Raw genomic sequence first — 21,568 nt, forward strand, 5'->3', positions numbered from 1 at the left:
GCGATAAATAACTTGTGGTGAGGTGGCTTGCCTGTGGCGAGGGGGCTTGCCCCCGTTGGGTCGCGAAGCGGCCCCCTACGTCCTTTCAGACAGACCGAGTTGCCTGGATTGACGACTGCTGCGCAGCCGAACGGGGGCAAGCCCCCTCGCCACAGGAAGCCCCTCGCCACAGGTTTTTCGTTGAATCAAGATAGGCGGGTCAGTGAACCTGGTGCATGCGCAGGTTCAGGTCGTCGACCACCCGCGCCCAGTCGGCGTCTTCACGCAATTGTTCTTTGAGGAAACCGGCTTGTTGCGGCGTCCAGAACTCGGCATCGATGAGTTTCTTGTCGTCGGCCAAGGGGGAATGACTGGCGATGAAATCGTCGATGGCTTTCTGGCTGGAGTCCAGGCCGAGTTGGTCGAACAAACCTTTCAAGTCGTGGGTAGGTGAATCCATCTTTATCTCCTTGCGGTCGCGATCTGAGGTGCGGCTTCATTGCATCTGAGGGGGCCGCGCTTCAGGAGTTCGAAAGCGATGTTGGAAAGCAGGAGAGAGCATAGACGGCAAATCCGACGATCAGGCTTTCAATGCACCGTTATCGACGGCAAGCTTCAGTTCCTTGGCGGCTTCCTGGGCAGCAACGGCGGCGACATCCGAGGTTTTAAACCAGCGATCCTTCTCGACCTGGTGATACGTCTCCTTGGTCAACGGTGGTTTAGGACGCATGACAATGACTGCCTGGAATTCGCCCTCGACCTCTCTGGCTTCGCCCCGGATAAAAAATTCACCGATATCAAATTCCGTCACGTAGCTGCCTTCCCTTGGAAATATATTGTTGTGTTGAACGCCATCCGTTCTGGGGACGGATTTCGTGGGTCAGGCAGTATGGCAGTAGTTGCCTGCCGGCGGCTGAGTTAAGTCGCCGGCATGACGAAACGTCTATTGGCATGAATGCAGACGAACGCGTCAGGCGCGTGACTCGAGTGAACGGGCGAGGGCGCAGGCTTCGTTATGGCTGCCACGGAAACCTCTTACACGGCCGGTGGAAATTTCCTTGATATGGAAGAAGGCGTTACCGGCCAGTACCACTTGAAAGCGTGGCAGCAGAAAGCTTTCCGGCTGAAACCCATGCGGCTGGAACAGCATCGGGAGCAAGGGGGCGGAGCTGTTTGCGCGCTTTGTTTGGGAGGAAACGAAGTGAGTCATTGTGCACATGTGAAGTCCTTTTCATTGTTTTGCCGACGTGTGTACGTCGTTTTGGGTAGTCTCGGTGAGCATGGCTGCTCTAGAATCACCCTCACTAGTGGGCGAATGGTGTTCATCTAAAGCAATTTTTTACTGGCGATATGTCGGAAAAGTGCTTTTTTTAAAGAGAATTTTCCCTAAAGTTGGTAATCCGGTTTCCTCTGGCTGTAAGAAGGGCGTTTTCCTTCAACATCTGACGACTTTCACAGAGGACGGCGCGAGGGGTACTCCAGTAACCTCACTGACCTCGCGAGGCATGAGCGCTCTGCTCGGCTCAGGATTTCAAACCGGGTCTTTCGGCAAACTTTCGGCATGGCCGCTTTTTTCTGCTGTGCGCTTCTTCTGCGTGCGGCATCATTTTCAGATGTGGGGATGTTTCCTTGGCAGTAAGTAATCTCGATATGCATGCTTTGTTCGTGCTGGGTGATTTGCGCGCAAAGCTGGTGAAACAGTTTCAGTCACGTTTCGTTTACATCACCGAACAGAACGCTGAAGGCATTTACATTGCCGAGATCGACACCGAAGAGGCGCTGGTGGTCGATGACAAGCCTGGCCTCAAGCTCAAGGTCGGCGATCATTTCAGCGCATCGGTATTGCCCAGTCGTGAAGGCGGCAAGCTCGACATCAAGTTCCGTGAAATCAAACTGACGGTTTATGGGCTGGGCGATTACGCCTTTGTCACCACCGCAGACGGTCACGCGATTGTGTTCAAGGAAGGTCATAGCGTGGTGATGGTCTTCGCCGCCCACCAGCAGTTGCAGGAAGGCCTGACCAAAACCCTGAAAGCCGTGACCGCCAAAGCCGCCAAGTGGCGCAAGGGCGAACTGATCACGTTCAAGGCCAGCGAGTAATGACCCTGACCCGCGCCGATTTCCACGAACAGAACCAGGCCAGCGCGCAAGTCGAAGCCCGGCGGCTGTTCGAGCAGAAGGCTGTTCTGCAGGGAGGTTGGCTGAGTTGGGTGGGGTCACAGATCTATACGCTGCGCCCGGCGGCGTACGCCAGCATGGTAAGAAGAGAGCTGGCACGCTTGCAGGAAACTTCCGAAAAGTAATTCATGCCCCTCGAAAGCAGGAACCTCTACTACAGTCAGTTGACTGAGTATTCAGAGGCTTGCGGTCTTCTGTCAGGCCATCCTGCTATTGCTGTGAACAGCACGAGGTGCAAAAGCATGAAAGGATTTCGACGGTTGCTGGCCGTTGCCCTGGCCACGTTTGGCGTGTTGAGTTCATCCCTTCCGGTATCCGCTGCCCAGGCGCCGATCCACTTCGCCGACCTGAACTGGGAAAGTGGCAGCCTGATCACCGACATCCTGCGGATCATCGTTGAGAAGGGCTACGGCTTGCCGACCGACACCTTGCCCGGCACCACCATCACCCTGGAAACCGCACTGGCCAACAATGACATTCAGGTCATTGGCGAAGAGTGGGCTGGTCGCAGTCCGGTCTGGGTCAAGGCTGAAGCCGAGGGCAAAGTCGTGAGCCTGGGCGATACGGTCAAAGGTGCGACTGAAGGCTGGTGGGTGCCTGAATATGTGATCAAGGGCGACCCGGCCAAGGGCATCAAGCCGCTGGCGCCAGGTTTGCGCAGTGTCAGTGACCTGCCAAAGTACAAGGATGTGTTCAGCGATCCGGAAAGCCCGGGCAAGGGACGCTTCCTCAACAGCCCGATTGGCTGGACGTCGGAAGTGGTGAACAAGCAGAAACTCACGGCCTATGGCCTGAACGACAGTTATGTGAATTTCCGCAGCGGTTCCGGGGCGGCGCTGGATGCAGAGATCAGTTCGTCGATCCGTCGCGGCAAGCCGGTGCTGTTTTACTACTGGTCACCGACGCCGTTGCTCGGGCGCTTCAAGCTGATTCAGCTGGAGGAGCCACCCTTCGATGCAGAAGCCTGGAAAACTCTGACCGATGCTGACAACCCCAATCCGAAACCGACTCGCTCGCTGGCCTCGAAGCTGTCGATTGGCGTGTCCACGCCTTTTCAGAAACAGTATCCGCAGATTGCCGATTTCTTCAGCAAGGTCGATTTTCCGATCGCCCCTTTGAACAAGGCGCTGGCTGAAATGAGCGAAAAACACACCCCGCCACGTCAGGCGGCGGAGGCGTTCATGAAGGCGCACCCGGAGGTGTGGCAGGCGTGGGTGCCAAAGGATGTGGCGGATAAGGTTTCCGCCAGTCTCCAGTGACTAATGTGGCGAGGGAGCTTGCTCCCGCTCGGCTGCGCAGCAGTCGTAAAACCTGCTTACACGGTGTTGGGTGAAAGAAAGTCAGGGCTGCTACGCAGCCCAGCGGGAGCAAGCTCCCTCGCCACAAGTTATGTGCAGGGTTAAAAACGAGTCTGCACCGCCAATTCAAACGTCCGCGGTGTCCCGAGGTAATACGCCGGCGACACATGCGCAAACTCGGCATACACCTCATTGGTCAAATTACGCACCCGGCCAGTAACGGTGGTGTGCCGGTCGACCTTGTAACTGAGGAACGAACCATAGAGCGTGTACGAAGGCACGGTCATGGTGTTGGCGCTGTCGGCAAACACAGAGGCCACGTACCGCGCATCGACACCGCCTTGCCATTGTGGCGCGAAGTCATAGGTCAACCACAGATTGCCGACCCGGTCCGGCACGTTGGTCGGTGTGTTGCCCTTGCGTGAAACCACCACGCCGGCCGCGTTCTTCTCGGTGAACTCGTCGTACTGCGCATCGACCCACGCGAAGTTGCCCTCAGCCAACAGCTTATCGGTGATCCGCAACGAGCTGGCCAACTCGATTCCTTTGGAGGTCTGCTGCCCCACGGGAATGCTGGTGGTCGGGTCCAGTGGATCGGTCACGGCGAAATCCTTGCGCTCTATCGTGTACGCCGCCACCGTTGCCGAACCGCGCCCGTCCAGATAATCGAACTTGCTGCCAACTTCCCATTGCTTGCCGGTGGACACGTCAAAATTCTGCGTGCCGTTGGGCTGTTCGGCGGCGGTGCTGTATTGCACGTAGACGTTGGCGGAGGGAATGAACTGGTAGGTCAGGCCGACCCGAACGGTCACCGGCTCCCAGCTGCGTTTCAAATGCCGGGGATTGCTGGCGGTCACTTCCCGGTGATTGGTCACGTCCAGGTCGATATCGTCGTAACGCAGGCCGGTCAGCAACGCCAGTTTGTCGGTCAGCGCCAGTCGGTTCTCGGCGAACAGGGCTTTGGTCGTCACCTCGTTGGTCTTGTCGCTGACAAACCCCGGTTTAGTGCCGGGGATGTCATAGAAGTGCCCTGGCTGAAAGTTGTTCGGGTCGCCGGTGCTGGCGCCTTTGACGTTCAACGGCGAGTTGGTGGTCTGGTTGACCTTGTACTCGAAACCACCAGACCAAGTGGTGTCCAGGCCAAACAGCGAATTGTCGTGGCGCAGCTCGAACTGGTTGCCGTTCTGCTCGCCCTGATGCCGGACCTGATACGCCGTGGAGCGGTTCACCGCGCTGTTGTCGGCGTTGTACTGGTAGGTTTCCAGGTTGCGGTAATCGCGCTGGCTGTCGAGGTGATAAAGGGTGTTGCGCAGGGTGGTGCTGTCGTTGATCCGGTAGTCGATGATCGAGCGAACCCAGAGGGTGCGTTGCTCATAACGCCCGTCTTCGACGTTGTAGTTGTTGAAGCGGTTGTGCCTGTCGATTTTAAGTTCGCCGGCCTTGGGGTTCAGCACGGGCGTGCCCCAGTAGGGACTGTCTTCGTGTTCGTCCTGATATTCCAGGGCCAGGGTGTGGGACAGATTGGACGTCAGGTCGCTGAGCAGCGAGAACGCTACGCTCCAGGCATCGCGCTCCTGACGGTCGATGTAGCCATTGCCGGTGTTGTGGCTGACGTCGAGCCGCGCGTAATGCTGCACATCAGCGCCGGGCTCGCTGAGCGCGTGATTGAGGCCGAACGCGGTCTCGGTGGTGTCATACGTCCCGTAGCTGACGCGGCCCTCGACCGCTTGCTCTTCGCGGGTCGCGAGTTTGGTCACGTAGTTCAATGAGCCGCCCACGGAGCCCGCGCCATTGATCAGCGACGACGGGCCGCCCACCAGTTCCACCCGATCATAAATCCACGCATCCACCGGCCGGGCAAGGCCGCCGGAGACGTTGATGCCGTTGAACATCTGGGTGATCTGGCTGCTGGTGAAACCGCGGTAGGAGACGAACCCGCCGAAACCCGGCGGGGCGCTGGCATTGACGCCGGGCAAGGTGTTGGCAGCGTCCTGGAAGTTTTGCGCGCCGTGGCGCTCGATGTCGTTACGGTTGGCGATGGCCACCGAGGCCGGGGTTTCACGCACGCTCAGGCCCAGGCGCGAGGCCATGCCGCTGGCTTGATCGAGGCTTAGCCCCGGCTCGGCCGTCGCTTCGCCATCAATGGTAATAGGCGCCAGGTCGACAGTGGATTGCGCCCAGGCGTTAACAGACAGGCAGCCGCAAAGGCTGGCCAGTAAAGGAATGCGTTTCATCGATGAATCCTGAATTCTTGGCTAGGAAGCAGCGCACAGGCAAACGTCACGCGTTGGCGTGGTGGGCTGATCGGAATAGGCGAAGAAACTCAGGCGAAAGGCGGGGCGCGAGGATTGGCCGAAGGCCAGGTGAAGCGGGCAGGGAGGTCAGCACTGGCGACGACGGCCAAGGGCGGACTGTGTTGCTCCGGGAGGATCGCCAGGGTCAGACTGGAGTTGAGCGCCGGGCCCATGCCGCCGGTGGAACACAGCGGGCAACCGAAGGCTTTGGACAGGGTCGGCAGTTTGTCTTCGGAGCTGTTCGGGGAGGCTGGCGCCTGAGTGGCCGGATCAACCGAACAGAACTGGCCGCCGATGCCGTTGAGCTGCATCCCGACCATTTGCCCGTGACCGATACTGCAGGCGAACACGTTGAACAGGACGCAGCAATAAAGCATCCAGGCCATCAAAGTGCGATCAGTTCGGGCGAATTTCATGGAGCGGTACTTTACCACCGTCGATGACAAATACCCTTACAAAAACGTTCAAGGAGGTTCATCCTGCTGCAACATTTCACGCTGGATGTCTGAATATGAGCTTAATGGTCGCGCAATGGATTGCAGCAATCTTCCTCTTGATCAGCCTGGTCCATTTGTACTGGGCGGCGGGCGGCAAGTTGGGGAGCGAGGCGGCGGTGCCACGCGTGCCCGGGGAGGGCGGCGCGGAGTCCAGGCCGGCGTTCAAGCCGTCGGGGTTTGCCACGTTGCTGGTCGCGGTGGGGTTGCTGTTGATTGCGATGCTCGTATGCCTGCGGGTCGGCCTGTACTTGCCGGCGGTGCAGCACTGGGCGCTGCAATGGGTGATCAGCGCCATTGCGATGCTGATGTTTGCCCGGGCGATTGGCGACTCGAACCTGGTGGGGTTCTTCAAGCAGGTCAAGGATTCGAAGTTTGCCCGGCTCGACACCTGGGCGTATTCGCCATTGTGTGTGGTGTTAGGGGCCGGGTTGTTGGCAGTTGCCTGGATCTGAATTGTTGCTGAAAAGCTTCGCGGGCAAGCCTCGCTCCTACAGGATCGCGCAAAATCTGTAGGAGCGAGCGGTGCGACGATTCGACTTGCCCGCGAAGAGGCCGTGTCATTCACCACAAACCTCTAAACCTGGCCCTGATTCTCAGTGCGCCGGCTACTCACCTCAGCCGGCACATCATCCCCCGCCATGCGCTTGCGAAACAGCGCCGCGCGGGCCAGCAGCAACGTGGTCACCGGCACCGTGATCGACAACAAGATCGGAATCAGCCAGGCATGCAGCACCGGCCCGGACTTGAGCGCCGAAAAGTAGATGATCGAGGCCAGCGCCACGCACCACGCCCCCAAGGTCGAGGCCAGCGCCGGTGGGTGCATGCGCTGAAAGTAATCCTTCATCCGCACCAGGCCAATGGCGCCGATCAGCGCAAACACACTGCCGAGCACCAGCAGGATCGCCACCGGAATTTCAACCCACAGAGACAGTTCCGCGTTCATTCGATCACCTCGCCACGCAGCAGGAATTTGGCCAGGGCAAACGAGCCGACGAAGCCGAACAGGGCGATCAGCAGCGCCGCCTCGAAGTACGTGTCACTGGCATAACGAATGCCCAGCGCCAACATCATCAGCATCGCGATGATGTACAGGTAATCCAGCGCCAGAACCCGGTCCTGGGCCGACGGGCCTTTGAACAGGCGAATCAGGGTCAGGATCATCGCCAGGGAAAACAGGAACAGGCTCAGCAGGATCGCGTTCGACAGCAATTCGCTCATTCGAAGATCTCCATCAAGGGGCGCTCATAGGTCGCCTTGAAGTGCTCGATAAACAGCGCTTCATCATCCAGATCGAACACGTGCAGCAACAGGATGCTGCGGTCCAGCGCCAGTTCCGACCAGACCGTGCCGGGGACCACCGTGCAGATCATCGACAGCGCCGCCAGGCCGTTGGCATCGCGCAGGTCCAGCGGCACTTTGATGAAACGCGAGCGCGGTGGACGGCGACCGGCGTTGAGCACGCCCCAGGCCACGGCCAGGTTCGACACCAGCACGTCGCGACCGACCAGAAAGAACAGACGCAGGATCACCCCGGGCCGACGAATGCGGATCGGCAGCGGCCGCAACTTGCGCATCATCAGCGGCGCGCAGAACCCCAGCACTGCGCCGAGCAACAGGTTGCCGGGGCTCATCGACAAGTTCAGCACCAGCCACAACAACCACAAGGCCAGCGACAACCACGGTGCCGGAAACAGACGCTTCATGGCTGCACCTCCAGCATCGCCGCCCTGGCTTCCGGGCTCGGGACCACACGCGTGCCCAGCACCGCCATGACGTATTGCTGCGGGTTATTCAAGGCATCGGCGGCGGCCTGGGTATAACGCATCAGCGGTTCGGCCTTGAAGGTCAGCGCAACGCTCAGCCCCAGCAGGACGATGATCGGCACGCACTCGAAGCGGCGCAACAAGGGTGATGGCCGTTCTTCGGGGGTCCAGAAACGCTGGATGCCCAAGCGCGAGAACGCAATCAACGACGCCAGCCCGGACAGGATCAACAACGCCAGCAAACCCCACGCCGCGTTCGACACCGGTTCATCAGCGCCATTGCCCAATCCCAACGGGTTGAGCAGGGCGCTGAGCAGGCTGAGTTTGCCGATAAATCCGGACAGCGGCGGCATGCCGATGATCAGTAGCGCGCAAGCGATAAAGCTCAAACCGAGGAACGCCATGGTCCAGGGAATCACCTGGCCGACCACGGCTTTCTGTTCGTCATCGAGGTTGATGCCTTTGGGCGGTTGCAGGGATTCCATCGGTCGTGGCAGCAGGTCGCCGTCGTCGAACAGCGGCATTTCATTGGCCGACCGGGAGCGCTCGATCAATTCCGCCAGCAGGAACAACGCGCTCAACGCCAGGGTCGAGCTGACCAGATAGAACAGCGCCGCGCCGATCAGGTTGGGCTGGGCAAAACCGATAGCCGACAGCAGGATCCCCGCCGACACCAGAATGCTCAGGCTGGCCATGCGTTCCAGCCGTTGTGCGGCGAGAATCGCCACGCCGGCGCAGACGATGGTCGCCATGCCGCCGTAGATCAGCCAGTCACCGCCAAAGTACGCGGACGCCCCGGCCTGGCCGGAGAACAGCAGGGTCCACAAGCGCAGCAAGGTGTACACGCCGACCTTGGTCATGATCGCGAACATCGCCGCCACCGGCGCGCTGGCCGCCGAATAGGCCGGCACCAGCCAGAAGTTCAGCGGCCACATCCCGGCCTTGGCCAGGAACGCTACCGCGAGAATCCCCGCGCCGGCATGCAGCAGGCCGCGATCGGCTTCCGGGACCAGCGGGATTTTCAGCGCCAGATCAGCCATGTTCAGCGTGCCGGTGACGCCATAGATCAGCGCCGCGCCGATCAGGAACAGCGACGACGCCAACAGGTTGATCGAGATGTAATGCAAGCCCGACGACACCCGTGCCCGGCCCGAACCGTGGAGCATCAGGCCGTAGGAGGCCGCCAGCAGCACCTCGAAAAACACGAACAGGTTGAACAGATCCGCCGTCAGGAACGCGCCGTAAAGGCCCATCATCTGGATCTGGAACAGCGCATGGAAACTCGAGCCGGCGCCGTCCCAGCGCGCCATCGCAAACAGCAAGGCGCTGACGCCGATGATCCCGGTCAGCACCAGCATCAACGCCGACAAGCGATCGACCACCAGCACGATACCGAACGGCACCTGCCAGTTACCCGGCAGGTAGACGCCGATCGAGCCGGGCACGCCGGTGGTCTGCGCCCATTGCAGCAACATCACGGAGATCCCCAGGCCCAGCAGGCTGGAGAACAGGTTGATCTTGGCCTTCAACGGGCGATGTTTCTCGCCCAGCATCAGCATGATGGCGGCGGTCAGCAGCGGCAGCAGAATCGGTGCGGCGATCAGGTGCGTCATCGCAGTCATTCTTTAGGCTCCCGGCCATCCACATGGTCGGTGCCGGTCAAGCCGCGGGAGGCCAGCAGCACCACCAGAAACAGCGCGGTCATGGCAAAGCTGATCACGATGGCGGTCAGCACCAGCGCTTGCGGCAGTGGATCGGTGTAATGCAGCAAGTCCTGCGGCACGCCGTCCTTGATGATCGGCTCCTTGCCGATGAACAGGCTGCCCATGCTGAAGATGAACAGGTTGACCCCGTAGGACAGCAGGCACAGGCCCATCACCACCTGAAACGTCCGTGGCCGCAAAATCAGCCAGACGCCGGACGCGGCGAGTACGCCGATGGCGATTGCGATGACTTCTTCCATCAGACGGCTCCTTTGGTGGCGACGGATCTAGGCAGGGCAGCGGTCTTGTGACCCCGTACCGATTGGTGCGCGAGGGCGGTGAGGATCAACAGCGTCGAGCCGACCACCACGGCGTAGACGCCGATATCAAAGAACAACGCACTGGCGATGTGAATGTCGCCCAGCACCGGCAATCCGAAATGCCAGGTGTGGGTGGTCAGGAACGGATATCCAGCGGCCATCGCGCCGAGCCCGGTGACCGTGGCGAACAGCAGGCCGGTGCCCATCCAGCGCAGCGGTCGCAGGCTCATTTGCGCTTCGACCCACTGGGTGCCGGCAACCATGTATTGCAGGATGAACGCGACCGACATCACCAGCCCGGCGACAAAACCACCACCCGGCAGGTTATGCCCGCGCATGAACAGGTAGAACGACACCACAAAGGCAATCGGCAGCAGCAGACGTACCAGCACCGCCGGGACCATCATGAAGCCGAGCGCGGTGTCGCTGGCCTGACGCGGGTTGACCAGGTCGGTGACGACGTCGGGCGCCAGCAGACGCTGCTGGGCGGGTAACTGCAGGCTTTCTTTCGGCGGGCGGAAGCGTCGCAGCAGGGCGAATACGGTCAGGGCCACGGCCGCCAATACGGTGATTTCACCGAGGGTGTCGAAGCCACGGAAGTCCACCAGCATCACGTTGACCACGTTGCTGCCGCCGCCTTCGGGCAGGGCGCGACTGAGGTAGAACGAGGAAATGTCGTTGGGCGTCTGGCGCGTCAGCATCGCGTAGGACAGCAACGCCATACCGCCACCGACCACGGTCGACAGCAGCAAGTCGCGGATGCGACGGATGCGCGCCTTGCGCAGGGTGCTCGGCAGCGGCGACACCTCTTCGATCCGGCGCGGCAACCAGCGCAGACCGAGGAGGATCAGCACCGTGGTCACCACCTCGACCACCAGTTGCGTCAGCGCCAGGTCCGGCGCCGAGAACCACACAAACGTAACGCAGGTCATCAGGCCGCAGACGCTGACCATGGTCAGGGCCGCGAGCCGGTGATACTTCGCCTGCCACGCCGCGCCGAGGGCACAGGCAATCGCCAGCAGCCAGAGGGTCACGAACACGATCGAGCCCGGAATCTTCGGCCGGTCACCCCAGCTCAGGCTGCTGTGCAGCATCGGGATCAACCCGGCGAGCACCGCCGCGAGGACCACGAGGAACAATTGGGTTTGCAGGCGTTTGGTGCTGATCCGCCGCTCCAGCCGACGGGCCAGGCGCATCATGATCACCAGGCTGCGTTCGAACAGGCGCTTGCCGTTGAACCGGCCAATGATCGGCGGGTATTTGAAACGCCCGAGTTTGAGCTGCTTGCGCAACAGCAGATACAGCGCGATGCCGCAGGACATGGCGATCAGGCTCATGATCATCGGCGCGTTCCAGCCGTGCCAGATCGCCAGACTGTATTCGGGCAAGGTTCCACCTACCACCGGCAGGGCAGCCGCGGCCAGCAACGGGCCGACCACTTGCGCCGGGAAAATCCCCACGATCAGACAGGCGAACACCAGCAATTCAACCGGCGCGCGCATCCAGCGTGGCGGTTCGTGCGGGGTGTGGGGCAGGTCGGTGGCGGTCGGGCCGAAGAACACGTCAACGGTGAAGCGCAGCGAGTAGGCGACGCTGAAGGTGCCGGCGATGGTCGCGACAATCGGCAAGGTCATCTCGATCCAGGCCGTGGCGTTGATGAACACGGTTTCGGCGAAGAACATCTCTTTCGACAGGAAGCCGTTGAGCAGCGGCACTCCGGCCATCGAGGCGCTGGCGACCATCGCCAGGGTGGCGGTGAACGGGATCAGCTTGATCAGGCCACTGAGCTTGCGAATGTCCCGGGTGCCGCTTTCGTGGTCGATGATCCCGGCGGCCATGAACAGCGAGGCCTTGAAGGTGGCATGGTTGAGGATGTGAAACACCGCGGCCACGGCGGCCAGCGGACTGTTCAGGCCCAATAGCAGGGTGATCAGGCCGAGGTGGCTGATGGTCGAGTAGGCCAGCAAACCCTTGAGGTCGTTCTGGAACATCGCGCAGTACGCGCCGAGCAACAGGGTGCAAGCCCCGGCACCGCTGACGATGTAGAACCATTCTTCACTGCCGGACAGCGACGGCCACAGTCTTGCGAGCAGGAACACCCCGGCCTTGACCATGGTCGCCGAGTGCAGATAGGCCGAAACCGGTGTCGGCGCCGCCATCGCGTGGGGTAGCCAGAAGTGGAAGGGGAATTGCGCACTTTTGCTCAGGGCGCCGATCAGGATCAGGGGCAGCAGGATAGGGTAGAGGTAGTGGGCGCGAATCAGATCGCCGGCGGCCAGGACCTTGTCCAGGTCATAGCTGCCGACCACATGGCCGAGCAGCATGACCCCCGCCAGCAAGCACAATCCGCCTGCGCCGGTGACCATCAGCGCCATATAGGCGCCGCGTCGCGCATCGGCGCGGTGGTGCCAGTAGCCGATCAACAGGAATGAAAAGAGACTGGTCAGCTCCCAGAAAAACACGATCTGGATCAGGTTGCCGGAGATCACCAACCCGAGCATCGCGCCCATGAACGCCAGGAAAAACGCAAAGAACCGCGGCACCGGATCGTCCGGTGACATGTAGTAGCGTGCGTATAAAGAAACCAGCGTGCCGATGCCCAGCACCAGCATCGAAAACAGCCAGGCGAAACCGTCCATGCGCAGCACGAAGTTAACGCCCAGGCTGGGCAGCCAGAAGAACTCTTCACGAATGACGCCGCCATCGGCGATTTGCGGGTACAAGAGGGCAACCTGCACGGTGCCTATCAAGGCCACCAGGCCAGCCAACAAAGATTCGGTGTTACGCGCGTTGTGAGGCAGCAAAGCCGCCAGACAGCTGCCGATAAAAGGCAGAAGCAGTAGAACTATCAGGGACATAGGCTTCTAATCTGCGGAAGTTTGTGAAGCATCATACGTGCCAGCTCCCGGATCACCAAACGCCAAGCTGTCGCAGAATCCTACAAGATAGATGGGAAAAGCCTGATTCACATTGTTTCAAAGGGGTGGATTTGATCGTTCCCACGCAGAGCGTGGGAACGATCAGTGTTCGGTTTCCTGTACCGAATCTTCTTCAACTTCGGGTATTGCCTTACCCTTGGTCTTCAACTCACTCACAATCACCGCCGCCACAATCAACCCCGCACCCACCAGCGCAATCGCCGGTAACCGCTCCCCTGCTATCCTTCCGACAATCCCGGCCCATACCGGCTCCCCCGCATAAATCAACGTCGCCCGGGTTGGCGAGACGCTTTTCTGCGCCCAGTTCATCGCCACCTGAATTGCCGCACTTGCCGCGCCTAGCCCCAACGCGCTGCACAGCAACAGCCATGAGAAACCCGGAATCACTTCCTGAGTCGGCACCACCATAAGGAACGACAGCACCGAGGTGGTCGCCAGTTGCACCACCGTCACCCGGCGTACATCGACCTGACCGGCATAGGTGCTGATCAGAATGATTTCCGCCGCAATCGCGACAGCGCTGATTAACGTAGCGATTTCACCCGGACTGAAGTTGAAAGAAGCTCCGGCTGGCCCGGACAGCAGCATCAATCCGGTAAACGCCAGCATGATTCCAATGCTCGGCATCAGCCCCGGACGCCGTCCCAGCACCAGCCATTGCAGCAACGGTACGAAGGGCACGTACAGCGCCGTGATAAACGCCGACTGACTGCTGGGAATGCTTTGCAAGCCGACAGTCTGCAAGCCATAACCGAGCATGATCGCCACGCCGATAAACGCCCCGGCCTTGAGTTCGAACAAGGTCAGTTCCCGCAGCTGACGCCAGGAGAACAGCACCACAATGATCGCCGCCGCGGCAAAGCGCAGGCCGACGAAAAACATCGGCCCGCTGACGGTCATTGCGTGCTGCACCAGCAAGAATGTCCCGCCCCAGACCATGGTGATCAGCACCAGCACGCACTCGGCCTTGCTGAACCGCGAGAAACGGGAAGAAGTGGGAGAGGCGTTCACCGACGTCATGACCTTGCGCGCTACCTGAGGGGGACGCACAATGCGCCGAATGTTGCGCAGTATACTGCCCAACCCCATCGAGTGAGCAATATAGTGCACAAAGATTCTACCCCGCGGGCTTCGGTCCTTCAGCACGTCAGCCAGAACGTCCGACGCCTGCGCCATGCCGCCGACATGAGCCAGACCGCGCTGGCCGAAAAGTCCGGTGTCAGCCGCCGCATGCTGGTGGCGATCGAGGCCGGCGAGAAAAACGTCAGCCTGACCACCCTCGACCGCGTGGCCGAAGCGCTGGACGTGGCGTTCAGTGATTTGATCCAGGCGCCGGATGCCCGCGACCCGAGCCGCATCAACGAAGTCGCCTGGGCCGGAACGATTCCCGGCAGCAAAGCCGTTCTACTGTCCAAAGCCACCGCCACCCGTGAAGTGGAGCAATGGGAATGGTGCCTGCAACCGGGGGAGATTTATCCGTCGCAACCGGATGCGGAGGGTTGGAGTGAGCAGATCTATGTGTTCGCAGGCTGCTTGACGTTGATGCTGGGAGATACGCCGCATCAGATTGGCGCGGGTGAGTTTTTCATGTTTGCCAGTAACCAGCCGCATTCCTACCGCAATGATGGAAACGTGGCGACGCAATTTGTGCGGAACGTAGTGATTTGATTACAGGCTACCGTTCGTCGGAAGTCATCACCAACCTGTTATTTCTGACAGTAGACGCAGAGTCCGATTGAACTTCAAATAGAGATCAGTTCGCGCTGTGTGCCGCGCGGTACTTCGGCAATACATATTCATTGCTAATCAGGCTCTCTTGAACGTCAAGTGAAAGGAATCTTTAAATGTTACACAAACTCAAAATTCTCGAAGCTGTAGAAAACGAAATTAAGCTGAAACTTGTCCCCGATGGGGCAACAGCTGAAATCCCCCATATACCCAATATTGAGAAGGGCGATATTGTCCGTCTTTTTGTTGTTGACGTGTTTGTTGCGGAGCAACTTTTGATTGGCGATGAGAAGTTTCCAATCCACCTTAAAGTGTCAAGGCGGATGTTGCTGAACTTCGTAGAGCGTTCTGCAGATTTTACATATAGGGTCGATCGTGAGGGGGACGTTCGAATTTCCCCTCCTGCCACTTACCGCATCAGTGATTCCTGATCGAATCGGTTTTGTAGAAATGCTCAACTTTCTGTTTGAAAGTTGGGCATTGCTGCTTGAGTGTTGCTCAAGCAACAATGAACCCACATTTTGTTGCAACGGTGTTCAGATACTTCCTCTAGAACGACCATATTTTTATCAATAACAACGATTAATTGTTTTGGCACGACTTGTGTTACAGGTCTCGGGTACTCACCAGGATCCCGGAGTCGGCCCCATGACAACCTCTGCCCAACCCCCTCGCACCGCCCCACATCATCCACTCTGACGCCGAAGCCATCGCCGTCGCGCACAAGCTCGCCGTACGCTTCGCCGAGTCACACCTCGCCAGCGATGACGCGCTTAACGCCGTTAGTAACGCCGAATTCGAACTCACCGGCCAACGCACCTTACTGCTGCACGGATCACTTCACGATCCGCTGCGCTGGAAACTTCACCTCATTGGCAATTTTCGCCTTAACGGCATTCACCCTGTCACGCTTGTGTGACCAGCATTTTATGGTCGCCAGCAAGACGATAAGAATTTCCTGTACCCGACCTGATTACTGTCGCAATGGCAGACAAGGTCGTGATTTTGTAGTTTACCCATCTTGCCATTCGTCGGATTTTCTATCGGACCTGTTACTTCTGACAGTAGATCTTCGCTTGAAAACAATCTTATATAGATTCTGTGCGTAGCCACGGCGCAGTGAGTGGTTTGAGCGCGCGTCATATCAAATTAATTCTAGAAGAGCAAGGGAGTTGTGTATGTCTTCAAATAAATCGAGTTTCGGGTTGGAAATAATGCCGAAAGATGGGGGTTTTAAAAATGGGTTTACAGCAGTAGCTGAAATTGGCGCCGGCGACTTTATTGAGCTAGCGCTAAGATATAGGCTGCCGGGTGCTGATTTTTACAGCTTCAAACTGTTTGACTCGGATGGCTCGCCGACTACCTGTACTGTTTTAGCGGAAGACGTGAAACCCCTCTGGGGGAAAAAGCCGAAGTTTTATGCCGTTGCCCGTTTCGAGTTCGCGGAAAAACAAGAGTCTAATGAAGTAGAAGTTGATCTTAGCTAAACGTATAAAAGGTAGAAACAAGTGCTCTTCTCTTTAGGCTTCTAAACAGGGCGAGCACTTGGGTTCAAGTGTTGCACCACAAACAGTGTTTTCACAGCTTGCTCGGATTGAGGAGGCTGTGTCTCTGCAATTTTCAGTTTTGTCTGCGAAAATTCTTCAGTTTGGTATTTGGCCCGGCTCATGCATTAGGACTCTATATCCAACCGGAGTCCGAAAATCATCATGAATACTAGCGCCATCCGAGGTTCTTTGTTTTTTAAGTTCTACGTGGTTTCAGGAGTGCGCCCCCATGCCTCGTGAAATCCGTATCAACGCCTTCGACATGAACGGCGTCGGCCATCAGTCGCCGGGATTGTGGGCGCATCCGCGGGACCGCTCGTGGCAGTACAAGGACCTCGAATACTGGACCGACCTGGCGAAGATCCTTGAGCGTGGCAAGTTCGACGGCCTTCGCCGCAACGCACCCCGGCGCTCTATCAGGCTGGCGCATCGAGTCGCGGCAAGCAGTTCGCTGCCGAACATGCCGAGTGCGTGTTTGTCGCGGCGCCGTCGAAAGTGCTGCTGAAGAATACCGTGGCCGACATTCGTCGTCGCCGCCGAGGCCGGAGGCGACCCGTCGAAGATCCTGATCTTCAACCTGCAAACCGTGACCGTCGGCGAGACTGACGCCAAGGCGAAGGCGAAGTTCGGGGTCAGTTACGAAGGGGCAATGGCGTTGATTTGCGGCTGGACCGGGATCGATTTCAGCCAGTTCAAACCGGATGAGCCGCTCAAGCATGTGCACACCAACGCGATTCAATCGGCGGTGGAAGCGTTCTCGACGGCTGATCCGAACAAGGTCTGGACGCCTAACGAATTGGCCGATTGGGTCGGCATCGGCGGGTTCGGGCCGTTGTTTGTTGGCAGCCCCGAAACCGTTGCCGATCTGCTGCAGGAGTGGGTTGAGGAGACCGATGTGGACGGTTTCAACCTGGCTTATGCATTGACCCACGAAACTTTCATCGACGCCGTGGAGTTGCCGGTGCCGGAATTGCAGAAGCGGGGGGTGTACAAGACCGAATACGCGCCAGGGACCTTGCGCGAGAAGTTGTTCGGGGCAGGGCCGCGATTGCCGGAGATTCATCCGGGTGCGGGGTATCGGGATCTGGCGGGGTTGCGGCAGCAGGAGAAGAAAGTGGTGTCTGCATAGGCCCTGTGGCGAGGGGGCTTGCCCCCGTTGGGTTGCGAAGCGGCCTTGGCTTTTTTCACTCAACACCGTGAGATCAGGTTTTGCGACTGCTACGCAGCTGAACGGGGTGATGCGGCATTCCGACAAGCCCCCTCGCCACAGCCCATGAACAGGAGGTCAAACCCATGAGCGTGCATGAACTCAAACGTCCGCCAGTCGCGGACACCGCCCAGTGGCGGATCGATGTGCCCAAGGCTTTGGAGCAGATGCGCCACTGGGCGCAGGTCAGTCCGTTGCAGCCGACGTTGCGGCACAAGCGCCACGGTCAGTGGTGTGTCTGGCGCTGGATCGACGTCTTGCGCGATGTCGAGCGGCTGTCTGCCGAACGCCTGCAACGGCTAGCCACTGAAATTGACAGTCGCCTGGCCCCTCAAGGCACTTGGCGTCGACGTCTCTGTGACTGGGTCGGGCAAAGGTGACGCGTTCTACTTCGGTACCTCTTGATGACCGCTCCAGGGGTTTGGCGCCTATTATCGTCCAGGAGATTTTCGAGATGAACCATTGACCATTGAGAACGCCATGACTCAAACCCAGCGCGGACAGGCGCCCGACACCATCCTCCACGCGGACATCCTGATCGTCGGCGGCGGCCTCAGCGGGGCGATGCTGGCGGCGCAGTTGTTGCGATTGCCTGGCAAGCGTTCGTTGCTGGTGGTCGAACCGCGCGCCGAACTCGGCCGGGGCGAGGCGTACAGCGCGGTCGAGTTGGGCCACACGCTCAACGGCAATGCCGCACGCATGAGCGTCGACCCGGACAACGTCGATGACCTGACCCAATGGCTGACCGAGCACATCGCGGCCGGTGGCTGGCCCGAGTCGGATGAGCAGCATGTGCCGGTCAGCGAATTGTTCCCGCCACGGGGGCTTTTCGGTGTGTACGTGCAGCAGCGTCTGACGGAGGCGCAATCGGTGGGCGCGGTGAATGGTTCAACGGTCGAGCATGTGCAGGCCGAAGTGGTTGATCTGCAAGCCCGGTGCGATTCGGTGCTGCTGACCCTGAATGACGGGCAATGCTTGCACGGCGCGTACGCGGTGCTGGCCACGGGGATGTTTCCCGCCGCGCGCACGCCGCAAACCGAGTCCAGCGGCTTGAATGCTGCAGCGCTCGATCCGTGGGATGTCGCGGCCATGCGCCGGTTAGACCCTCAGTCGACGGTGTTGATCATCGGTTCGGGCCTGACTATGGTCGATGCCGTGGTGTCGCTGGAGCAGGCCGGCCATCGCGGGCCGATCGATGTGTTTTCCCGTCACGGCTTGCTGCCGCACGTGCGCCGGCAACCGCCGGCCTGGGTGGATTTTCTCGCCGAGGACCCGAGCATTCGCACGCCTCGACAGTTGGTGCGCGAACTGCGCCGGCATTGCCGGGACGCCATCGCTCAAGGGATCGACTGGCAGTCGCCGCTCGACACCGTGCGGGCGCATATTGGCCGGTTGTGGAATCAGGCGACGGACGTGCAGCGTCGGCAGTTTGTGCGGCATGTGCGGCCCTGGTGGGAGAGTCATCACCACCGCTCGCCTCCCTTGAGTGCCGAACTGGTGGCACGGCTGCACAAGGCAGGGCGGTTGCGGATTCAGGCGGCGTCGTTCAAAGGGCTGAAATCGACGGTTGAGGGGCAGGTGAGCATCCGCATCCGCCGTCGTGGTGAGGTTGAAACCACGGTTGTCAGCGGCGCGGCGTTGATCAACTCCAGTGGTATCGAATACGACTGGCGCCGGGTGGCCCGACCGCTGCCACAACAACTGCTGGCTCGCGGGCTGATTCGCCCTGGACCGTTGGCGTTAGGGATTGCGGCGGCGGTTGATGGCGCAGTGCTGGATGCCGACGGACAGGTCGCCCAACGACTGTTCGCCATGGGCCCACCGTTGCGGGGCATGTGGTGGGAAAGCACGGCCGTCACCGACGTGGCGAGCCAGGCCAAAGCCCTGGCCGAACGCCTGACCCGGTTTTTGTAGCAGCTGTCGAGCAGCGCGAGGCTGCGTTCGGCTGCGCAGCAGTCGTGAATCAGGCAATGCGGTGTTTCAGATACAACGCGGTCGCAGGTTTTACGACTGCTTCGCAGCCGAACGCTGCCTCGTTTCACTCGACAACTGCTACAGGGATCGGTGGACACCTGATACGAAGAAACCCCGGGTAGATCGGATCTACCCGGGGTTTCTTGTTTCAAGCAGCGCACAGCCGTTGATCAATAACGCTGATACTTCGAACCAAACTCAGGGCGGTTTTCAGCGACGTAGAGTTTGCTTGCCTGGCTGTCTTTGTGATCAACGCCGACAGTGTTCACGTTCAACGTAGCCGGTTGGCTGACTGTAGCCGCGGCAACAACTTGCGAAGTGGTGTGTGGGGCGGCGATGGCGGATGTAGCGCCAAGTACCGACAGGGCGAAACCAAGACCGATGATGCTTTTCATGATGTTGCTCCAGTAGGGTGGGGAGAAGATGTGCCCACTGTAGTGCTGGAGCGTTGCGATGAAAAAACACCCTTGCGCATAGTTGTTATCGAGCGCGTTGATCGACCGTCAGCGGGGTGGGTTGTCGTTGAGCCAACGCTGCTTGAGCTGTTCGAGGCGTCCGTCGCGGCTCATCTCTTCCAGCGCCTGCTGCCAGCGCGCCACCTGACGAGCATCGGTGAGCGGAGAAAACGCGATGTAGGTGCCTTGCTTCATCAGCGGCATTTGGTAATGCAACTGACTGGGCGCCAGGCCTTCTTCCCGCGCCAGGGTGGGAGCGGAGAGGGTGTCCGCCACCACGAAACGGGTACGGCCCAGGTGCGCCAGGCGCATCATTTGTTCAGGCGTTTCCACGCCGTATAGATTGTTCAAACCCTGCTTCTGCAAGTAGCTGTAGACCAGCCATTTTCGCGGGACAACGATGCGGTCCAGGCTGCCGGCTTCCTGCAAACTGCGCACCGGTTGCTGGGTGGCATTGGCTGAGTAGAGCGCCGTTTCCACTTCCATCAACGGACCGACCCACTGGTACTGGCCATCGCGCTCGGCGGTGCGCAACACGGTAAACACGCCGGTGGCCGGCTCGGTGGTGGCGATACGCAAGGCGCGCAGCAAAGGGACTTGTTGGAAATGCACCTTGTCGCCGGCGCTTTCGGCCAGTGCCTGCACCACATCCACGCCAAACCCCACCAGTTGGTTGCCTTGCTGGAAATGCAGGGGCGGATGGTTGTCGGTGAGCAGGTTCAGATCGGCCGCCACCGCAGTGAATGTCAGGAAAGACAGCAGGCAAACGGCAATGCGCTTCATGAATCGTCCTTGATTGAATGAGGTGCAAATCTTAGTACGCGCTTATGCAACTGTCCCGAGAAATTGTCGGACTATTGCGTCAGATTTCAGGATTTATGAGCGTGTACAAAAGGTGGCAGGCAAAACACTAAATAACTGTGGGAGTGAGCCTGCTCGCGATGAGGCCCTGCCAGTCAACATCATTGTTGAATGACACACCGCCATCGCGAGCAGGCTCGCTCCTACAGTTGATCTCCGCCGGTTTGTAGAGATTGATCAGTAGCGCTGATATTTAGAACCGAACTCAGGGCGGTTTTCCGCGACAACCACACCGCCTTGTACGGCATTCTTCGGGCTGATCAGCGCGACACGTTCACGCAGTTCTTGCAGACGATCCGCGCCGCCTTCAGCCACACGGTTCTCGATCAGTCGATCGGAGCCACCTTCAGCCACACGATTCTTTTGCAGGTTTTCAGAGCCATATTCAGCGACGCGATTCTGTTGCAGCCGGTCCGAACCACCTTCCACCAGCAGTTGCTGGATCGGGCTGTGGGACGCAGCGCTTGAGGTGCTGGCCGATGCCAGGTTCGACAGGCCGAGACCCCCAACCAGTGCCAGACCGAGTGCCAGGGACGAGACTTTCGAGAAGTTGAACATGGTGTGATTCTCCGTGCGCTTAAGTTTGAGTGGGTCAGTAGCTGTTGCTATCTGGTGGACTCAGTTAAACGCCCGGGTGTATCGGTGATGTGTGCTCGAACGCGCTGAAATCGGCTTCTACGTATCGGTTCGGGGTTCATATACAGACGGATACAAAACCCTCGCCTTTCTACGTTCTGTAGCAGCTGCCGAGCAGCGCGAGGCTGCGTTCGGCTGCGAAGCAGTCGTAAAACCGACAACCGCGTTGCATCAGGCAAACCACATTCA

24 protein-coding genes and 3 pseudogenes are annotated in these 21,568 nt (G+C 59.4%); 12 read left to right on the forward strand and 15 right to left on the reverse strand.

Annotated features, from left to right (window positions below; genetic code table 11):
- Nucleotides 1-199 precede the first annotated feature (199 nt).
- The 3 genes from ACYZT6_RS10535 to ACYZT6_RS10545 form a co-directional block, all read right to left on the reverse strand.
- Nucleotides 200-439 (reverse strand): DUF2789 domain-containing protein, encoded by a 240-nt coding sequence (locus tag ACYZT6_RS10535; RefSeq protein ID WP_462026831.1) that lies wholly within the window; start codon nucleotides 437-439, stop codon nucleotides 200-202.
- Nucleotides 440-559: 120 nt separating this feature from the next.
- Nucleotides 560-790 carry a hypothetical protein gene (locus ACYZT6_RS10540; RefSeq protein WP_462026832.1) on the reverse strand — a complete coding sequence of 77 codons (231 nt, stop codon included), beginning with the start codon at nucleotides 788-790 and terminating at the stop codon, nucleotides 560-562.
- Nucleotides 791-949: 159 nt separating this feature from the next.
- The gene (locus ACYZT6_RS10545; RefSeq protein ID WP_462026833.1) at nucleotides 950-1,198 is read right to left on the reverse strand and encodes a hypothetical protein; all 249 of its coding nucleotides are present in this window, start codon (nucleotides 1,196-1,198) and stop codon (nucleotides 950-952) included.
- Nucleotides 1,199-1,608: 410 nt separating this feature from the next.
- Here ACYZT6_RS10545 and ACYZT6_RS10550 point away from each other — a divergent pair, with 410 nt between their 5' ends.
- The 3 genes from ACYZT6_RS10550 (at nucleotide 1,609) to ACYZT6_RS10560 (ending at nucleotide 3,416) form a co-directional block, all read left to right on the forward strand.
- Entirely contained in the window at nucleotides 1,609-2,079 is a 471-nt protein-coding gene (locus tag ACYZT6_RS10550) for a hypothetical protein (RefSeq protein WP_131060197.1), read from the forward strand.
- Nucleotides 2,079-2,282, forward strand: coding sequence for a hypothetical protein (locus tag ACYZT6_RS10555; RefSeq protein WP_462026834.1), 204 nt, complete (start codon nucleotides 2,079-2,081; stop codon nucleotides 2,280-2,282). The genes ACYZT6_RS10550 and ACYZT6_RS10555 overlap by 1 nt, the downstream gene beginning before the upstream one ends.
- 117 nt (nucleotides 2,283-2,399) lie before the next feature.
- On the forward strand, nucleotides 2,400-3,416 hold the full coding sequence (locus tag ACYZT6_RS10560; protein ID WP_462026835.1) for an ABC transporter substrate-binding protein: 1,017 nt from the start codon (nucleotides 2,400-2,402) through the stop codon (nucleotides 3,414-3,416).
- Between the two features lie 140 nt (nucleotides 3,417-3,556).
- On the opposite strand, the gene ACYZT6_RS10565 is transcribed toward ACYZT6_RS10560, so the two are convergent.
- Entirely contained in the window at nucleotides 3,557-5,689 is a 2,133-nt protein-coding gene (locus ACYZT6_RS10565; RefSeq protein WP_462026836.1) for a TonB-dependent receptor, read from the reverse strand.
- 89 nt (nucleotides 5,690-5,778) lie between these two features.
- Complete coding sequence (locus ACYZT6_RS10570; protein ID WP_462026837.1) at nucleotides 5,779-6,165, reverse strand: DUF2946 domain-containing protein; 387 nt, start codon at nucleotides 6,163-6,165, stop codon at nucleotides 5,779-5,781.
- A 95-nt stretch (nucleotides 6,166-6,260) separates the two neighbouring features.
- On the opposite strand from ACYZT6_RS10570, the gene ACYZT6_RS10575 reads away from it, so the two are divergent.
- Nucleotides 6,261-6,698 carry a DUF3995 domain-containing protein gene (locus ACYZT6_RS10575; protein ID WP_462026838.1) on the forward strand — a complete coding sequence of 146 codons (438 nt, stop codon included), beginning with the start codon at nucleotides 6,261-6,263 and terminating at the stop codon, nucleotides 6,696-6,698.
- A gap of 122 nt (nucleotides 6,699-6,820) precedes the next feature.
- Here the strand turns inward: ACYZT6_RS10575 and ACYZT6_RS10580 are convergent, their stop codons facing one another.
- The 7 genes from ACYZT6_RS10580 to ACYZT6_RS10610 all read right to left on the reverse strand — a co-directional run bounded on the left by ACYZT6_RS10580 (nucleotide 6,821) and on the right by ACYZT6_RS10610 (nucleotide 14,060).
- On the reverse strand, nucleotides 6,821-7,189 hold the full coding sequence (locus ACYZT6_RS10580; protein ID WP_461958478.1) for a Na+/H+ antiporter subunit G: 369 nt from the start codon (nucleotides 7,187-7,189) through the stop codon (nucleotides 6,821-6,823).
- Complete coding sequence (locus tag ACYZT6_RS10585) at nucleotides 7,186-7,464, reverse strand: K+/H+ antiporter subunit F (RefSeq protein WP_131060204.1); 279 nt, start codon at nucleotides 7,462-7,464, stop codon at nucleotides 7,186-7,188. The genes ACYZT6_RS10580 and ACYZT6_RS10585 overlap by 4 nt, the downstream gene beginning before the upstream one ends.
- Complete coding sequence (locus ACYZT6_RS10590; protein WP_461981430.1) at nucleotides 7,461-7,949, reverse strand: Na+/H+ antiporter subunit E; 489 nt, start codon at nucleotides 7,947-7,949, stop codon at nucleotides 7,461-7,463. The genes ACYZT6_RS10585 and ACYZT6_RS10590 overlap by 4 nt, the downstream gene beginning before the upstream one ends.
- Nucleotides 7,946-9,631 (reverse strand): monovalent cation/H+ antiporter subunit D, encoded by a 1,686-nt coding sequence (locus ACYZT6_RS10595; protein ID WP_462026839.1) that lies wholly within the window; start codon nucleotides 9,629-9,631, stop codon nucleotides 7,946-7,948. The genes ACYZT6_RS10590 and ACYZT6_RS10595 overlap by 4 nt, the downstream gene beginning before the upstream one ends.
- Nucleotides 9,628-9,972, reverse strand: coding sequence for a Na+/H+ antiporter subunit C (locus ACYZT6_RS10600; protein ID WP_007986256.1), 345 nt, complete (start codon nucleotides 9,970-9,972; stop codon nucleotides 9,628-9,630). The genes ACYZT6_RS10595 and ACYZT6_RS10600 overlap by 4 nt, the downstream gene beginning before the upstream one ends.
- Nucleotides 9,972-12,890 carry a monovalent cation/H+ antiporter subunit A gene (locus ACYZT6_RS10605; protein WP_462026840.1) on the reverse strand — a complete coding sequence of 973 codons (2,919 nt, stop codon included), beginning with the start codon at nucleotides 12,888-12,890 and terminating at the stop codon, nucleotides 9,972-9,974. The genes ACYZT6_RS10600 and ACYZT6_RS10605 overlap by 1 nt, the downstream gene beginning before the upstream one ends.
- A 162-nt stretch (nucleotides 12,891-13,052) precedes the next feature.
- Nucleotides 13,053-14,060: a DMT family transporter gene (locus tag ACYZT6_RS10610; protein ID WP_462029927.1), complete on the reverse strand. Its 1,008-nt coding sequence runs from the start codon at nucleotides 14,058-14,060 to the stop codon at nucleotides 13,053-13,055.
- Nucleotides 14,061-14,075: 15 nt separating this feature from the next.
- Here ACYZT6_RS10610 and ACYZT6_RS10615 point away from each other — a divergent pair, with 15 nt between their 5' ends.
- The 8 genes and pseudogenes from ACYZT6_RS10615 (at nucleotide 14,076) to ACYZT6_RS10650 (ending at nucleotide 19,367) form a co-directional block, all read left to right on the forward strand.
- Nucleotides 14,076-14,639, forward strand: a complete 564-nt coding sequence (locus tag ACYZT6_RS10615) for a helix-turn-helix domain-containing protein (protein ID WP_462026841.1) — start codon at nucleotides 14,076-14,078, stop codon at nucleotides 14,637-14,639.
- A 176-nt stretch (nucleotides 14,640-14,815) separates the two neighbouring features.
- Entirely contained in the window at nucleotides 14,816-15,130 is a 315-nt protein-coding gene (locus ACYZT6_RS10620) for a hypothetical protein (RefSeq protein WP_462026842.1), read from the forward strand.
- Between the two features lie 747 nt (nucleotides 15,131-15,877).
- Nucleotides 15,878-16,186 (forward strand): hypothetical protein, encoded by a 309-nt coding sequence (locus ACYZT6_RS10625; RefSeq protein WP_462026843.1) that lies wholly within the window; start codon nucleotides 15,878-15,880, stop codon nucleotides 16,184-16,186.
- A 289-nt stretch (nucleotides 16,187-16,475) separates the two neighbouring features.
- Nucleotides 16,476-16,751: a hypothetical protein gene (locus tag ACYZT6_RS10630; RefSeq protein WP_462026844.1), complete on the forward strand. Its 276-nt coding sequence runs from the start codon at nucleotides 16,476-16,478 to the stop codon at nucleotides 16,749-16,751.
- Nucleotides 16,634-17,375 (forward strand): annotated as a pseudogene (locus tag ACYZT6_RS10635) (LLM class flavin-dependent oxidoreductase); the annotation flags it as partial. The gene ACYZT6_RS10630 and the pseudogene ACYZT6_RS10635, both read left to right, overlap by 118 nt.
- Nucleotides 17,376-17,539: 164 nt before the next feature.
- Nucleotides 17,540-17,797 (forward strand): annotated as a pseudogene (locus tag ACYZT6_RS10640) (AMP-binding protein); the annotation flags it as partial.
- 17 nt (nucleotides 17,798-17,814) lie between these two features.
- Nucleotides 17,815-17,910: pseudogene (locus tag ACYZT6_RS10645) on the forward strand (ABC transporter ATP-binding protein); the annotation flags it as partial.
- A gap of 23 nt (nucleotides 17,911-17,933) precedes the next feature.
- The gene (locus tag ACYZT6_RS10650; protein WP_462026845.1) at nucleotides 17,934-19,367 is read left to right on the forward strand and encodes an FAD/NAD(P)-binding protein; all 1,434 of its coding nucleotides are present in this window, start codon (nucleotides 17,934-17,936) and stop codon (nucleotides 19,365-19,367) included.
- A gap of 230 nt (nucleotides 19,368-19,597) precedes the next feature.
- On the opposite strand, the gene ACYZT6_RS10655 is transcribed toward ACYZT6_RS10650, so the two are convergent.
- From ACYZT6_RS10655 to ACYZT6_RS10665, 3 genes are all read right to left on the reverse strand, one after another.
- Nucleotides 19,598-19,822, reverse strand: coding sequence for a hypothetical protein (locus tag ACYZT6_RS10655; RefSeq protein ID WP_462026846.1), 225 nt, complete (start codon nucleotides 19,820-19,822; stop codon nucleotides 19,598-19,600).
- Nucleotides 19,823-19,930: 108 nt separating this feature from the next.
- Nucleotides 19,931-20,665 carry a substrate-binding periplasmic protein gene (locus ACYZT6_RS10660; RefSeq protein ID WP_462026847.1) on the reverse strand — a complete coding sequence of 245 codons (735 nt, stop codon included), beginning with the start codon at nucleotides 20,663-20,665 and terminating at the stop codon, nucleotides 19,931-19,933.
- Between the two features lie 255 nt (nucleotides 20,666-20,920).
- The gene (locus ACYZT6_RS10665; RefSeq protein WP_462026848.1) at nucleotides 20,921-21,301 is read right to left on the reverse strand and encodes a hypothetical protein; all 381 of its coding nucleotides are present in this window, start codon (nucleotides 21,299-21,301) and stop codon (nucleotides 20,921-20,923) included.
- Nucleotides 21,302-21,568: the final 267 nt, after the last annotated feature.

The organism is Pseudomonas sp. RT6P73 (assembly GCF_054897715.1).